This is a genomic window from Clostridium beijerinckii (genome assembly GCF_036699995.1).
Taxonomy (GTDB): Bacteria; Bacillota; Clostridia; order Clostridiales; family Clostridiaceae; genus Clostridium; species Clostridium helianthi.
The window spans coordinates 2,617,452-2,632,203 of record NZ_CP144906.1; the positions used below are offsets into that span (position 1 = coordinate 2,617,452).

At 28.7% G+C, this 14,752-nt stretch carries 15 protein-coding genes; 12 read left to right on the forward strand and 3 right to left on the reverse strand.

Annotated elements, in window-relative coordinates; translation table 11 throughout:
- The first annotated feature begins 31 nt into the window (after nucleotides 1-31).
- The gene (locus PZA12_RS12245; protein WP_078115648.1) at nucleotides 32-1,549 is read left to right on the forward strand and encodes an alpha-N-arabinofuranosidase; all 1,518 of its coding nucleotides are present in this window, start codon (nucleotides 32-34) and stop codon (nucleotides 1,547-1,549) included.
- A gap of 110 nt (nucleotides 1,550-1,659) precedes the next feature.
- Here the strand turns inward: PZA12_RS12245 and PZA12_RS12250 are convergent, their stop codons facing one another.
- Nucleotides 1,660-2,583, reverse strand: a complete 924-nt coding sequence (locus tag PZA12_RS12250) for an ArsR/SmtB family transcription factor (protein WP_077844704.1) — start codon at nucleotides 2,581-2,583, stop codon at nucleotides 1,660-1,662.
- Nucleotides 2,584-2,785: 202 nt separating this feature from the next.
- On the reverse strand, nucleotides 2,786-3,682 hold the full coding sequence (locus tag PZA12_RS12255) for an AraC family transcriptional regulator (protein ID WP_078115647.1): 897 nt from the start codon (nucleotides 3,680-3,682) through the stop codon (nucleotides 2,786-2,788).
- Nucleotides 3,683-3,871: 189 nt separating this feature from the next.
- Between PZA12_RS12255 and PZA12_RS12260 the strand changes: the two genes are divergently transcribed.
- From PZA12_RS12260 to PZA12_RS12300, 9 genes are all read left to right on the forward strand, one after another.
- Nucleotides 3,872-5,824 carry a glycoside hydrolase family 127 protein gene (locus PZA12_RS12260; RefSeq protein ID WP_103699083.1) on the forward strand — a complete coding sequence of 651 codons (1,953 nt, stop codon included), beginning with the start codon at nucleotides 3,872-3,874 and terminating at the stop codon, nucleotides 5,822-5,824.
- 111 nt (nucleotides 5,825-5,935) lie between these two features.
- Entirely contained in the window at nucleotides 5,936-7,108 is a 1,173-nt protein-coding gene (locus PZA12_RS12265) for a sn-glycerol-1-phosphate dehydrogenase (RefSeq protein WP_078115645.1), read from the forward strand.
- A gap of 4 nt (nucleotides 7,109-7,112) precedes the next feature.
- Nucleotides 7,113-7,904 carry an HAD-IIA family hydrolase gene (locus tag PZA12_RS12270; RefSeq protein WP_078115644.1) on the forward strand — a complete coding sequence of 264 codons (792 nt, stop codon included), beginning with the start codon at nucleotides 7,113-7,115 and terminating at the stop codon, nucleotides 7,902-7,904.
- 440 nt (nucleotides 7,905-8,344) lie between these two features.
- Nucleotides 8,345-8,947, forward strand: a complete 603-nt coding sequence (locus tag PZA12_RS12275) for an NUDIX hydrolase (protein WP_077838937.1) — start codon at nucleotides 8,345-8,347, stop codon at nucleotides 8,945-8,947.
- A gap of 699 nt (nucleotides 8,948-9,646) precedes the next feature.
- The gene (gene rpiA / locus PZA12_RS12280; protein ID WP_078115643.1) at nucleotides 9,647-10,339 is read left to right on the forward strand and encodes a ribose-5-phosphate isomerase RpiA; all 693 of its coding nucleotides are present in this window, start codon (nucleotides 9,647-9,649) and stop codon (nucleotides 10,337-10,339) included.
- A 49-nt stretch (nucleotides 10,340-10,388) separates the two neighbouring features.
- Nucleotides 10,389-10,823, forward strand: a complete 435-nt coding sequence (locus tag PZA12_RS12285; protein ID WP_078115642.1) for a GNAT family N-acetyltransferase — start codon at nucleotides 10,389-10,391, stop codon at nucleotides 10,821-10,823.
- 35 nt (nucleotides 10,824-10,858) lie between these two features.
- The gene (locus tag PZA12_RS12290) at nucleotides 10,859-11,716 is read left to right on the forward strand and encodes an AAA family ATPase (protein WP_078115641.1); all 858 of its coding nucleotides are present in this window, start codon (nucleotides 10,859-10,861) and stop codon (nucleotides 11,714-11,716) included.
- Nucleotides 11,717-11,736: 20 nt separating this feature from the next.
- Nucleotides 11,737-12,246 carry a GNAT family N-acetyltransferase gene (locus tag PZA12_RS12295; RefSeq protein ID WP_078115640.1) on the forward strand — a complete coding sequence of 170 codons (510 nt, stop codon included), beginning with the start codon at nucleotides 11,737-11,739 and terminating at the stop codon, nucleotides 12,244-12,246.
- Between the two features lie 249 nt (nucleotides 12,247-12,495).
- Nucleotides 12,496-13,041 carry a GNAT family N-acetyltransferase gene (locus PZA12_RS12300; protein ID WP_078115639.1) on the forward strand — a complete coding sequence of 182 codons (546 nt, stop codon included), beginning with the start codon at nucleotides 12,496-12,498 and terminating at the stop codon, nucleotides 13,039-13,041.
- A gap of 257 nt (nucleotides 13,042-13,298) precedes the next feature.
- Here the strand turns inward: PZA12_RS12300 and PZA12_RS12305 are convergent, their stop codons facing one another.
- On the reverse strand, nucleotides 13,299-13,664 hold the full coding sequence (locus PZA12_RS12305; RefSeq protein WP_078115638.1) for a carboxymuconolactone decarboxylase family protein: 366 nt from the start codon (nucleotides 13,662-13,664) through the stop codon (nucleotides 13,299-13,301).
- Nucleotides 13,665-13,743: 79 nt separating this feature from the next.
- On the opposite strand from PZA12_RS12305, the gene PZA12_RS12310 reads away from it, so the two are divergent.
- Together PZA12_RS12310 and PZA12_RS12315 are read left to right on the forward strand one after the other, a co-directional pair.
- Entirely contained in the window at nucleotides 13,744-14,106 is a 363-nt protein-coding gene (locus PZA12_RS12310) for a MerR family transcriptional regulator (protein WP_078115637.1), read from the forward strand.
- A 57-nt stretch (nucleotides 14,107-14,163) separates the two neighbouring features.
- Nucleotides 14,164-14,490, forward strand: a complete 327-nt coding sequence (locus tag PZA12_RS12315) for an isochorismatase family protein (RefSeq protein WP_278286304.1) — start codon at nucleotides 14,164-14,166, stop codon at nucleotides 14,488-14,490.
- Nucleotides 14,491-14,752: the final 262 nt, after the last annotated feature.

The window sequence follows — 14,752 nt, forward strand, 5'->3', positions numbered from 1 at the left end:
CCAAACTAAATACTTAAGGAGATGAATTATAATGGCAAAAAAAGCAAAAATGGTAGTAGACAAAGACTTTAAAATATCCGAAATAGATAAAAGAATTTATGGTTCTTTCATTGAACATTTAGGAAGGGCAGTATATGGAGGGATTTATCAGCCAGGCCATATGTCAGCTGATGAAAATGGCTTCCGCACCGATGTAATGGAATTAGTAAAAGAATTAGATGTTCCTATTATAAGATACCCAGGCGGTAATTTTGTATCAAATTTCGTTTGGGAAGATAGTGTTGGACCAATAGCAGAAAGGCCAAAGAGACTAGAATTAGCTTGGAGAAGTTTAGAAACTAATGAAATTGGATTAAACGAATTCTCAAAGTGGACTAATGCTGTAGGATCTGAAATAATGATGGCAATAAATCTTGGAACAAGAGGAATTGCAGATGCCTGCAATCTTTTAGAATATTGTAATCATAAAGGTGGTACGAAATATAGTGATTTAAGAATAAAGCATGGTGTTAAGGAACCACATAAAATAAAAACATGGTGTTTAGGAAATGAAATGGATGGACCATGGCAGATAGGGCATAAAACTTCCGAAGAGTATGGAAGATTAGCTCTAGAAACAGGTAAAGCTATGAAATTAATAGATCCAGATATTGAATTAGTTTCATGCGGAAGTTCAAATACAGCAATGCCTACTTTCCCTGAATGGGAAGCATCAACTCTTGATCATACTTACGATGTCGTAGATTTTGTATCGCTTCATCAATATTATGGTAATAGATTAAATGATACTGCAAACTTCTTAGCACAAAGTGATGATATGGAGCACTTTATTAAAACAGTTACTTCAACTTGTGATTATATAAAAGCAAAAAAACGTAGTAAAAAAACTATGTACTTAAGCTTCGATGAGTGGAATGTATGGTTCCATTCTAATAATGAAGATGATGATATAATGAAGAATCATCCATGGCAAAAGGCACCTGCACTTTTAGAAGATATGTATAATTTTGAAGATGCACTTTTAGTTGGATTAATGTTAATTGTTTTAATGAAACATTCTGATAGAGTTAAAATGGCATGCTTAGCGCAATTGGTTAATGTTATCGCACCAATTATGACAGAAGAAAATGGACCAGCTTGGAAGCAGACTATATACTATCCATATTTGCATGCATCTAAATACGGTAGAGGAATTGCACTTCAACCAGTAGTTTCTTCACCAAAACATGATACTATAGATTTTACTGACGTAAAAGACGTTGAGTCGATAGCTGTATATAATGAAGAAAAAGAAGAAGTTACAATATTTGCAGTTAATCGTAATTTAGAGGAAGATATTGAATTAACTTGTGATGTAAGAAGTTTTGAAGGACTTAAAATCATTGAACATATTGTGTTAGAGCATGATAATATGAAAATAGTGAATTCTCCAACAGGTGAAGCTGTTACTCCAAAATCTGTAGATAGAAGCAATCTGGTTGATGGAATTATAACTTCATCTTTAGGAAAAGCGTCTTGGAATGTAATTCGTTTAGGAAAGAATAAATAAAATAAGAAGTGATATTTATGCCTTATAAATATCACTTCTTATTTATTATAAAAACAGATATAATTCAATCAATATACTTTAATATATATAATTAGATATAATGATCAACATCAAGATTCTTGAGTTAATGTATTATAAACAAGTCTTACACTTATGCCTTGATTGTAATTGCCAAAGTTTTTTCCGAAAATAGTTAATCCGCCAACATGTTTTGTTTCTTCTGGAACAGCTAACTTTAAAAGAATATCACTTTTATAATTTAATTCTAAATCTTCTAGAGTGACATCTGAAATCTTTATTCCATCAATAAAAGTTCCGAAAGAATTTATGGTTAAAAGTTTTAATAATCCGTATTGATTCCAATGAGGATTCCACCAAGATGGAGTCAAAATACCTTTACTATCACCAAAATCTCCAGGACTGGTCCATCTACCAACATTGACATTATTTAAATAGAAATGTATATCAGATGGCCATATACTGCATACTCCAGGGGCTTCTGAACTTATTTCCATAGATATTTGCAATTCAGAGAATACTTCACTTGGTTTTAAATAGTTAGGAATTCTATATTCTATACTTCCTTTAGTGAACCAAAGAATATCTGCATTAATTCTTTCAGGATCAGCAAAGTAATTTGGATTGTCTACTTCTCCTATAATACTATCCTTAGTTGCAATGCCGCATGTAGGAGCAATATCATAATTAGAATAGTGACCTATATTTAAATCTATATGATATGAATTTTCTACATCTTGTTTACCAATATCAATTACAAATTTATCCTCGTGAAGAGAACATATCTTTTGTAATCCATGCTTTCCAGTTAAATTAGTTGTTTTTATTAATCCGCACTCTTCTAATTTTTTTATATGCATAGTAACTGCACCATTAGTTAAATCAAGTTTCTCTGATAACTCATTCATATTTAATTGCTTGTACTGTGATAAAATCTCTAATATATTAATTCTTACATCCGAACTTAAAGCTTTGAAAAGTGGCAAACTTTCCTTTAGATTTGTAATGTGAATCATAATAATCTCCTCTGTGTTGTTAATATTCGTTGAATTGAAATTAATGTTGAAATATTAATTTTAGAAAAATTGTGCTTAAGTTATAGTTCGTTATAAAATTATCAAATAATAATATACTATGTTAAGATTATTATACCCTTTTATGAATTGGATGTGAATAATCATTTTAAATATTTTTAAAATAAAGTCACAATACAAGAAATTATTTTTTGTTTAAGTTTTTTCTAAAATATGCATTTTTATATTCAGTTGGTGTGACATCTTCAAATTTTTTAAAAAGTTTCATAAAATGCTTATCATCATTAAATCCAACCTGAAGAGCAATTTCTTTTATTGAGAAAGATGAATTTAATAGAAGTTGTTTAGAAGCAGAAATTCTTGTTTTGTTAATATATTTTAAAAGAGATGTTCCAGTATATTTTTTAAATGCCGAAGAAAGATAATCCTGATTGTAGTTAAATGTTTCGGCGATCTTATGCGCAGTTAAATTTGAATTATAATTTATATTTATCCAATTTGCAATTTCATTTATTTTGCAATTAGCATTAGATAATTTTTCGTTTTTATGAATTACATTATCCATAAAATCCTGAGAGATTTCCATTGCCAACAGGCTTAATGCATAATTTGTTAAATATTCTGAATAACTTTTTTTGTTTGATAGATCAAGTAGTTGACGAAAAATAAGGCTTGTTCTTGCAGCAGAAGAAATTGAACCATATTCAGGTAAAATATAAACATCTGAAGAGGCTTTTTTTAATTCATTATCAAGATTGAATATATAATCATTAATTTGTTCAGCGTTTAAAAGTTTATATTCAGCAGAAGTAATTCTAAAATGACACCAATAGTAAGAAAGATTTCCTTCAGATTTTTTATAACCGTAGTGGGTATGGAATGGAAATAATATAATAAACTTATTTGGAGTAAGTTCATATCTTTTATCATCTTGTGCAATGTATAGTGTTCCCTCACAACCAATTAGAATAACAAAAGTATCGAGGTTTCTTTTAGAATGTATAAAATTTTCATTATTTATCAATTTTCCACTAGAACAATGAGTAAGGGGATATTTGTTATCAGAGACAAAATAAAACATATAGGATTTCACCACCTATTATACTAAAATGAAAGTTGTTTCTATATAATAAATATACTATAGTTATATGTATAAAAGCTAGTCATATGCTTAAATAATGGCATTTGTATTTTAGAGGAATGAATAAAATAGTTTTTGATAATTATAATAAATTAACCACCATAAAAATAAATTTAGGAGGAATTAATAATGAACTCAAATACTTTTAGTAAACCTTTGCAAATAAATCATATAATTGTAAAAGATAATTTTTGGAAGAAGATGATGGAGTTAGCAAGAACTCATGTGATTCCTTATCAATGGGAAGCATTGAATGATAGAATAGAAGGAGCGGAGCCAAGTTATTGTATGCAAAATTTTAAGATTGCAGCTGGGATGATGGAAGGTGAATTTAAAGGTTTTGTGTTTCAAGATAGTGATTTTGCAAAATGGATAGAAGCAGTTGGATATTCTCTTATGTGGAATAAGGATGAAGGTCTTGAAAAAATTGCAGATGGAGCAATTGATATTGTCTGTGCGGCACAGCAGCCAGATGGATACCTAGATACTTATTATATTATAAACGGATTAGATAAAAGATGGACAAACTTACGTGATAATCATGAATTGTATTGTTTAGGTCATTTAATTGAAGGGGCAGTAGCTTATTATGAGGCAACAGGAAAAGATAAATTATTAAATGCAATCGTAAAATATGTAGACTATGTGGATACTATATTTGGGCCAGAAGATGGCAAATTGCACGGATATCCAGGTCATGAAGTAATTGAATTGGCCTTAATTAAACTCTATAAAATAAAAAAAGATAAAAAATATCTAAATTTAGCTAAATATTTTATAGATGAAAGAGGCAAATCACCATTATATTTTGAAGAAGAGGGGAAAAAGTATAATAATAAGTTCTGGTGGGAAGATAGTTACTTTAAATATCAATATTATCAAGCAGGTAAACCAGTAAAAGAGCAGGAAGTTGCAGAGGGGCATGCTGTAAGAGCTGTATATTTATATTCAGGAATGGCTGATGTAGCAAGAGAAACAAATGATGATGAGCTGCTAGAAGCTTGCAAGCGCTTATGGAGTAATATGACTAAAAAGCAAATGTATATAACAGGTGGAATTGGATCATCGCAATATGGAGAAGCATTTACTTATAATTATGATTTACCTAATGATACTATTTATGCTGAAACTTGTGCATCTATTGGATTAGTTTTTTTTGCAAGAAGAATGCTTGAAATTGAACCTAAATCACAATATGCAGATATAATGGAGAAGGCCCTATACAACGGAATTATAAGTGGAATGTCAATTGATGGAACTAAGTTTTTCTATGTAAATCCATTAGAGGTAGTTCCAGAGGCTTCTGAAAAAGATCATTTGAGAGCACATGTAAAAGTTGAGCGCCAAAAATGGTTTGGATGTGCATGCTGTCCGCCTAATCTAGCAAGACTTTTGACCTCTATAGGAAGTTATGCATATACATTAAGAGATAATACAATATTTATGCATTTATACATGGGAGGAGAAATATCAGCTAATTTCGCTGGAAAGAGTGTAGCATTTGATATTAAAACAAACTACCCATGGGATGAGATTATAGACATTAATTTAAACATGAAGGAAGAAGCTGACTTTGAATTTGCATTAAGAATTCCTGAATGGTGTAGAAATTATGAAATAAAAGTTAATGAAGAAAAGATAAATTTCAGTATAATCGATGGGTATGCGTATATAAATAGAAAATGGAAAGATGCTGATAAAATTAACATTTTATTTAAGATGCCTGTAGAAATAGTTAGAGCAAATATAAATGTAAGGGAAGACATGGGAAAAGTTGCTGTAATGAGGGGACCAGTTGTTTATTGCCTAGAGGAAGAAGACAATGGACCTGATCTGCACAGAGTTTATTTAAACAGTAATCCTAAATTTACTTATGAATATGACAAACATTTCTTAGGTGGCGCAATAGTACTTGAAAGTGATGGATTAGTAGTTAAAGAGCAAGATTGTGATAAAGATAAGTTATATGTATATGACTATAAAATTGAATTTAATGAAAAGAAGTTAAAATGGATTCCGTATTATTTATGGGCTAACAGAACACCAGGAGAAATGATAGTGTGGGTAAGAAGATGTATTTAGTTCAATAAAGCTTAAAATTAAGTAACTTGTACGCTGTTTATGCAGATGAATATAGTATATAATTTTAAATGAACCTAAAGCAAAAAGCATAAACGTAGGAGGTACTTAATTTTGAATGAAATTTTGACTAAAACAATAGAAGAAATGGCGGATATGGAATTTGACTGTAGCTGCGGCAAAAAACATAGAATAGACATAAAACATATCTATGTTGGAGAAAATGCATATAATAGAATTCTAGATGTCGCAAAAGAAATTTTACCAAAAGAAATCTTATTAGTCAGTGATAATAATACTTATAAAGCACTTGGCAAGTGTGTAGAAAATGAACTTACTGAATCAGGTTATAAGATAAATAATATTATATTAGTTAGTGATGGAGATTTAATTCCAGATGAAAAAGCAATTGGACGAGTATTGGTTGAAGTAAATAATGAAACAGAGCTTATAGTTGCTGTGGGATCTGGAAGTATTAATGATATATGTAGAATAATAAGTGCAAAAACTCATATTCCTTATGTTATAATGGGGACAGCTCCATCAATGGATGGATATGCATCAACAGTATCACCTCTAATTATTGATGGAGCAAAGGTAACATATCCAGGGACTAATCCATATGCTATTATAGCTGATTCAAATATTATGAAAGATGCTCCATTTGAGATGATATGCGCTGGATTTGGTGATATACTAGGAAAATATACAGCACTTTCTGATTGGAGATTATCTAATACGATTCATGACGAATATTTTTGTGATACAACAGAAAAGCTAGTAAGGAATGCCATGTATAAATGTTTTGAAAATATAGAAGGAGCTGTTAAGAGAGAGGTTAAAGCAATAGAATATATATCAGAAGCACTTATACTATCAGGAATAGCAATGACTCTTTCTGGAAATTCAAGACCAGCATCAGGAGCAGAACACCATCTTTCTCATTATTGGGAAATTGATAAACTTTCAAGAAAATTAGAACATCCTTTGCATGGCAATTCAGTTGGAGTTGGCACAGTAATATCAGCATGGTTGTATAAAAAATTTAATATTGAAGAAAGGTTTGGGATAGAGACTCCTGTGCCAGAAATAATAATAAATTTATTAAATTCTATTGGAGCTAAGTCTAATCCAAAGACTTTAGGAATTGAGAAAGAATTATTTCATAGGAGTGTAATTCATGCTCTTGAAATCAGACCTAGATATACGATTTTGCAATATGCAAAAACTGAAAATATGTTAGAAGAATATGCAAATGAATTAACGAATTTATTTTACGGAGAATGATAATATGCTAAAAGATAAAAAATTATTTTTATTAGATATTGATGGTACAATAGCTTTAGATACAACATTAATCGATGGTACATTAGAATTTATGGATTATGTTTTAAGTATAGGCGGTAAATATATATTTATAACAAATAATTCAACAAAAAGTATAGAAGATTATATTATGAGGTTTGATGACTTTGGAATTAAAGTTGATAAAACAAGTTTTGTAACATCATCTTATGCAACCGCAATATATCTAAAAGAAGTATATAAAGATAAAAAAATATTTGTTCTTGGAACAAAATCATTTATTAAAGAACTAAAAAGATTTGAGCTTAATATTACAGAAGATAAAGATGAAGATATTGTTTGTGCAGTAGTAGGCTTTGACAATGAATTAAATTATAAAAAGATAGAGGATATATGTGAATTACTATCAACAAGAGATATTGATTATATAGCTACTAATCCAGATCTTGTTTGTCCGACTAGCTTTGGTTTTGTACCAGACTGTGGATCAATATGTGAAATGATTGAAAATGCAGTTAAAAGACAACCTTTATACATTGGAAAGCCTAATAAAACGATAGTGGAAATGTGTCTAGAACAAACTGGATTTACAAAGGAGCAAACTTTAGTTATTGGAGATAGATTGTATACAGACATTGCCTGCGGTATTAATGGTGGTGTTGATACAGCTGTAGTATTCACTGGAGAAGCAACAAAGGAAGATTTGAAAGATACAGAATTTAGACCAACATATAGCTTTAGTACAATCAAAGAGTTATATGAAAAGTTAGCTTTTTAATATACTTTTAGTAAAGCAAGGATTACAAGCTGTTAAGAATGAAATTCAAATTTTGTTTTTAGCAGCTTTTTTATAATGTTATGAGGAATACTATTATACGAATTGAAACGGTATATTCATATTTAAATTTCTAGTGAGGCAAGCGTTAAAATAACTCTATATTATAGAAAATTAGTTGAAAAATATTTTGAAATGAAATTTTTAAATGGAATCTTACTTCATTATTTGATGAAAAATATATACCATATAAAAAAGTAGATATACTGTAGATAATAACATTCCATGATAGTTTTGGACTTATTATTTATTTTATGTGCTTAATTAATTATATACAATTTGTTTATAATAATTATTAGAAGAATATAATTTTCATATCGCTAAGATAATGATTTTGATATAATATTTTTATAACATAACTAGATAGGAGGAGATTATAGGATATGAATTTAGAATATATTATGAATAAGTTGAAAGATGAGAAACCATATATTAATGGCTGGAAAAGAATGAGAAGGTCAGCTATAATTATTCCACTAGTTGAGATTAATAATGAAGTACATGTATTATTTGAAGTTAGGTCTAAAAAATTAAGGAGCCAGCCAGGAGATATATGCTTTCCAGGTGGGAAAATAGATGGAAATGAATCTCCTAAGGAAGCTGCACTTAGAGAAATATCCGAAGAACTTGGCGTAAAAAGTATTAATATAGTAAATGAATTAGATACTATAGTAAGATATGATGGAATAATAATCCATCCGTATGTAGGAATTATTAAAGATCTTGATGAAATAAAGATAAGTGAAGATGAGGTTGATCATGTGTTTTATGTACCGTTATCCTATCTTTTAGATAATAAGCCTCGTGTATATAATAATAAAATAAATATTGAGAGAGATAAAGAATTTCCATATGATTTAATTGTTAATAGGGAAAACTATAAATTTAGAGAAGCTAATTATAGATCTTTATTTTATAAATATGAAACTTATAATATATGGGGAATCACAGCTGAGATGCTGCAAGATTTTTTAGAGAATTTGTAACTAACCATAAAAAATGAAGCATTTCTATTAAACTCATAACAATTCCCATAAAAATTAGTTTTTTTACTCTAAACCTTGCAGGAATAGCTATATTGCTTGGGAATATGTATAAACAGTAATTAACGAAAGAAGTCTAGAGCTGAGAGTAAATCTTGGCTCTTTTTTCATACCTAAAAATAGAGTTAGAGGATAAGTAAGATTGGATCAAGTAGGAAGCTACAGACAAATACATTAATGGATTATGGAGAATGATAGGGTTTTAAGATGATAATTAAAAATTATATTATTGTACAGCATTAATATGATGGTTGGGAGTAAGGAGAAAAATTAAATATAAATATAATGAAAGAAACAAGTATTATTAGATAGTGATAAATTTATTTATATTTAATGAAAATAATTGTAAGGAAATGATATAATTTACATAAAGTGAAACGAAATTATAATTTGTATGATAGGTGGAATTAATAATTGTTTGTAAATGAAATTCTCTGAGACCATAATTTAAATGATAAGAATGTATGTGGAATATATAAGTCAAAAGAATCTAAGCTATTTTAAAGCAATATTTATGAGTCGTGAATATTGAAAAATGTGTATTGGAAAAAATATTATATAAATAATATTAAAGAAAAAACAAATTTATACAGGTAGAGAATTTAAAGTAGGAATAGAATTATAAAATTTTTGGAGGTAAGTATGGATCAAAAAAGAGTTGCAGGAGAAAAATCAACAGAATATATAAAAGATGGAATGATATTAGGGTTGGGAACTGGTTCAACAGCTTATTATATGATTAAAAAAGTTGGAGAATTGATCAAAAATGGAATCAAGATAAAAGCTGTAGCAACATCAAAAAGTACTGAGAGTTTAGCAAGAGAACTTAAGATTCCTTTATTATCAATTGATGAAGTTGACAGGATTGATTTAGCAATTGATGGCGTAGACGAAATAGATAATGAATTTAATGCCATTAAAGGTGGAGGAGGAGCCTTATTTAGAGAAAAAATTGTGGCTAGTTTGGCCAATGAAGTTATATGGATTATGGATGAAAGTAAATTAGTTGATGGTATTGGAGAATTTCCTTTACCAGTTGAAATATTACCATATGGATACAAACATGTAATTAAAGAATTACAGGATTATTCATTAAATCCCAAAATAAGAATGAAGGAAGAAGAGATTTTTGTAACTGATAATGGTAACTATATAGTTGATTTGCATATAGGAAAGCCAATGAACATTAGTGATGTTTATAATAAAGTTAATAGAATAACTGGAGTGTTAGAAACAGGATTATTTATTAATATGTGTGATCGTATTATCATTGGGACAAATAGCGGCGCCAAGATTATAAATAATATCAAGAGCCAAAATGTAAAGGTGGATTAATCCACATAAAGACTATTTCATTTTAGAATGTACGGAGGGGGATGATGATATGATAAGGGAAATAATAAATGAAGATTTTAATGGATTAATGCAATTATATATGCAACTTCATGATGAATCTATGCCAGAGAAAACACCAGAAATAATGGAAGTATGGAATAGAATTTTGGAAGATAAAGAACATCATCTTATTATTGCAGAGGAAGAAGGAAAGATAGTGTCTTCGTGTGTTTGTGTCATAATACCAAATTTGACACACAATCAACGACCATATGCATTTATTGAAAATGTAGTGACTGATAAACATTATAGAAATAAAGGATTAGCAACAGCTTGCTTGAACTACGCAAAAGAAATAGCACTTAAAGAGAAATGTTATAAATTAATGTTATTAACTGGATCCAAAAAAGAAAGTACGCTAAATTTCTATGAAAAAGCAGGATATAATCAAAATGATAAAACTGCTTTTATACAATGGATATAATATAAATTTCAATTTATCTGAGAAGGAGAAAAAAGATGGTTTATTTAAATTATTTTACATTCCCTAATGAGGATATGGAATTTAACTTTTTCATGGGGGTAAAAAGAACCTGTTATGACTCGTTTTATCCGTTTAAGGTATTGTCACAACATGGTCTTAGAAGAATTGATTTTGAACCAGTTACTATTCTATATGGAGGAAATGGTTCTGGAAAATCAACAGCGTTAAATATTATAGCAGAAAAAATAGGAGTAAGCCGTGATTCTATCTATAATAAATCTAATTTTTTTCCTGACTATGTCAATATGTGTGATATATATGTTGAAACAGATATTCCTGAAAATAGCAGGATTATTACTAGTGATGATGTATTTGATTATATCCTAAATATTCGTAGTATAAATGAAGGAATTGACATAAAGAGAGAAAAGCTTTTTGAAGAATATTTGGAGTCTAAATATTCTCGCTTCCAAATGAAGTCGATGGCAGATTATGAACAATTAAAAAAAGTAAATACTGCTAGGAGTAAAACACAATCAAAATTTGTTAGAAATAGATTAATGGATAATTTCAGAGAATATTCAAATGGAGAAAGTGCATTTATATATTTTACTGAAAAAATTGATGAGAATGGACTGTATATATTGGATGAACCTGAAAATAGTCTTTCGCCAAAACGTCAAATGGAATTAATGAATTTTATTGAGGACTCTGCACGGTTTTTAAGATGCCAGTTTATTATATCAACGCACTCACCATTTATACTTGCTATGAAAGGCGCGAAAATATATGATCTAGATGAAAATCCTGTTGATGTAAAACGATGGACAGAATTGGAAAATGTACGTACATATTATGACTTTTTCAAAATGCATGAAAAAGAGTTTAAATAATAAAAGATGGGAGTGTTAGGGTGAATAAGGAATTTTTAGAATCTGAAAGATTATTTTTGAAGCCTTTATCTTTTGAGGAATTACAATGTATAAATAACAATGAACTTGATAATATTGAAACTCAAATTGAATTAGAATCACTATTAGATTCTGTTAAATTAGCAATATCAAAAAAATTAATTAAAATGAAAAACATTGATGAAAATATCCATGAGTGGTACACATACTGGCTAATTATTAATAAGGAAAATCAAAAAGGAATAGGATTTATTGGATTTAAAGGGGTACCTGATGCAAATGGTTATTTAGAAGTTGGGTATAGCATCTCATCTAATTATAGAAGAAATAGATTTATGACAGAGGCCTTAGAAACATTAATAAGATGGGCGGGTAAATTTCAAATGGGTAAAGGTATAACAGCCAGAGCTTTGAAAACGAATTTTGGTTCTATTAAAGTATTAAATAATTGTAATTTTAAATTATTCAGCTCTACGGAGCAAGAGATTATTTATATTAATAAGCTTAGATAAATTAACTTATATGTATTTAACAATGTTTAGGATCAAAAAAATATAAAAACTAGAATTTTTGTATTGCTATAAAACCTTGAAATAACGAGTATTTATATAATTTATTCTTAAGAAGGACAGATACATATGAATTTTGAAACAAGATAATTCAACAAAAATAGCCATGGTAATATTGTTGCTAATATGTTTATGAACAGGATTCATTGCTTAGTTTTAGGAGAAATTAAAAATATAAGGAGAATTTAATTTATGAATAACGATGTCTACAAAGAGTGTCCTAAATATAAAAATAAATTAATTACATTAAGAAAAACAAGCGAGGACGATTTAGAAGAGTTGCTCAAATGCTATTCGGATGAAAAAGCAGTGCCATTATTCAATTCTGACAATTGTCATGGAGATAATTTTAATTACAAAACAATTGAAAAAATGAGACAAGCAATTGATTTTTGGAAATGGTCGTATGAAAATAAACAATTTGTAAGATGGACAGTAATTTTAAATGATAATAATGAAAAAATTGGGACTATAGAAATGTTTCACAGGTTAGCAGAAGATGAATTTAATCACTATGGCATTTTAAGAATAGATCTGAAAAGTGAGTATGAAATCCAGAATATAATAAAAAATATATTAGATATCACAAAAGAATTCTTTTATGAGGCTTTTGATGTTAAGCATATCTTAACGAAAGCAGTTCCAATAGCAACTGAACGTATAAATGCATTAATGGAGATGGGCTATAAGCCAATTAACAAAAAATTTATTATATATGATGATTATTACTGTAGATAAATTTAATATTAAAAACAATATAAAGAATAATATAAAACTTATTTTTTTAGAATTTAGGCATAATCAAAAAATAAGAAGTCCATCTGCCAAGCCTATTTTTTACCATGCTGCGTCAGTAAATTACCCTAATAGAGACCTGCTATGAGACTAATTTGCTTCCTTGCCTGATGAGAAATAATCATAGCATTTTGGACTTGCTATTTTCTTTAATATGCCTTAAAATTACAAAAATTCTAAGCTCTTAATCAATTATAAAATTAATTATTGAAAATCTCCTTTGCAACCGCTACAGCATTTAATACCTTTGGAAAGCCGATATATGGAATACATTGTAAGAATACTTCTATTATTTCCTCTTTAGATATCCCAACGTTTAGTGCTCCATTAATATGAACCTTTAATTGATTTTCACATCCTCCTAGTGTAGTAAGAGCAGATAAAGTAACAAGCTCCCTTTGTTTTAAATCAAATGTTGGCCTTGTATAAATATCTCCAAAAGCAAATTCAATGATGTATTTTCCGAGGTCTGGAGCTATATCCTTAAGTGATTCTATTACAGCTGTTCCAGCATTTCCATCAACCTCATTGAGTTTATTTAGTCCTTTTTCATATCTATTTTCCATAATTGTAATACCTCCTATTTTTTGATAATATTATCGTATATGCTGGAGTTAACTCCATGTCAAGAGGTAGGTGATTATTTTGAATTATTATATAGGAGAGTTTTCTGAAAAAATTGGTTTGAGCATTGATACTTTAAGATATTATGAAAAGCTTGGTCTGATTTATCCTGAAAGAGATGAAGCTAATAAAAGGGTATATTCTGAAAAAGATATTGAGTGGCTAAAATTTATAATTCGATTAAAGGAAATAAATATGCCAATTAAGCAGATACAATACTATTCTAAATTGAGATATGATGGCGATGATACAATTAAGGAAAGATTAGAATTACTTGAAGAACAAATGGACAGGTTAAATATTGAAAAAAGAAAAATTGAAGAAAATATAATACACTTGGATAAAAAGATTAGTATTTATAAGAAAATGATAGATAAAAAATAACTAATGTCTGTTAATCTAATTTGTATTAAATAATATATGGGAGGATTGAAATGAGCAATATGCAAGCAATTATATGTTGAGAAAACTAAGCCAAGCAGTTTTTATGAGACAAATTTAGAAGAAATATTAAAAAAAGAAAATATAACTGAGATAGTTATTTCAGGATATATGACTCAAATGTGCTGTGACACGACAGCAAGGGAAGCTTTCCATAGAGGCTACCACGTTGATTTCTTGTCAGATGCTACAGGAACTATAGATGTAAATAATGAAGTGGGTTCTATAAGTAGTAAAGATCTTCATAAAGCTACTTTAATTGCTCAAAGTTTAAAATTTAGTAATGTAATAAGTACTATGGAATGGATGAAATTATCTAACATTTAATTTTGCATAGTACTTATATTATAAATAGAATATTAATTGTATCTATAAATGATGCTAGGGTTAAAAGTGGCTTTCTTTGTTACTTCTAACCCTATTATTTTTCTAGCTAGAAAAATATAAATGTTTAGCCTTCAAAAATGTTTATAGATCTGAGAATTATAGAGTGGTAAAAGTTCAGCTAATTAAGCATTCACAGCTATTTTATTCTCTTTAGTTAAAGAATCTTATATTTTCTACATAAAATTACAAATGTGAAAAGTGA

Excerpts from the sequence above, each read along its gene's own strand:
- PZA12_RS12300 (WP_078115639.1), top strand. The coding sequence starts at position 12,496 with ATGAATAACGATGTCTACAAAGAGTGTCCTAAATATAAAAATAAATTA.
- PZA12_RS12290 (WP_078115641.1), top strand. The coding sequence starts at position 10,859 with ATGGTTTATTTAAATTATTTTACATTCCCTAATGAGGATATGGAATTT.
- PZA12_RS12255 (WP_078115647.1), bottom strand. The coding sequence starts at position 3,682 with ATGTTTTATTTTGTCTCTGATAACAAATATCCCCTTACTCATTGTTCT.
- PZA12_RS12270 (WP_078115644.1), top strand. The coding sequence starts at position 7,113 with ATGCTAAAAGATAAAAAATTATTTTTATTAGATATTGATGGTACAATA.
- PZA12_RS12245 (WP_078115648.1), top strand. The coding sequence starts at position 32 with ATGGCAAAAAAAGCAAAAATGGTAGTAGACAAAGACTTTAAAATATCC.
- PZA12_RS12275 (WP_077838937.1), top strand. The coding sequence starts at position 8,345 with ATGAATTTAGAATATATTATGAATAAGTTGAAAGATGAGAAACCATAT.
- PZA12_RS12250 (WP_077844704.1), bottom strand. The coding sequence starts at position 2,583 with ATGATTCACATTACAAATCTAAAGGAAAGTTTGCCACTTTTCAAAGCT.
- PZA12_RS12305 (WP_078115638.1), bottom strand. The coding sequence starts at position 13,664 with ATGGAAAATAGATATGAAAAAGGACTAAATAAACTCAATGAGGTTGAT.
- PZA12_RS12260 (WP_103699083.1), top strand. The coding sequence starts at position 3,872 with ATGAACTCAAATACTTTTAGTAAACCTTTGCAAATAAATCATATAATT.
- rpiA (WP_078115643.1), top strand. The coding sequence starts at position 9,647 with ATGGATCAAAAAAGAGTTGCAGGAGAAAAATCAACAGAATATATAAAA.
- PZA12_RS12285 (WP_078115642.1), top strand. The coding sequence starts at position 10,389 with ATGATAAGGGAAATAATAAATGAAGATTTTAATGGATTAATGCAATTA.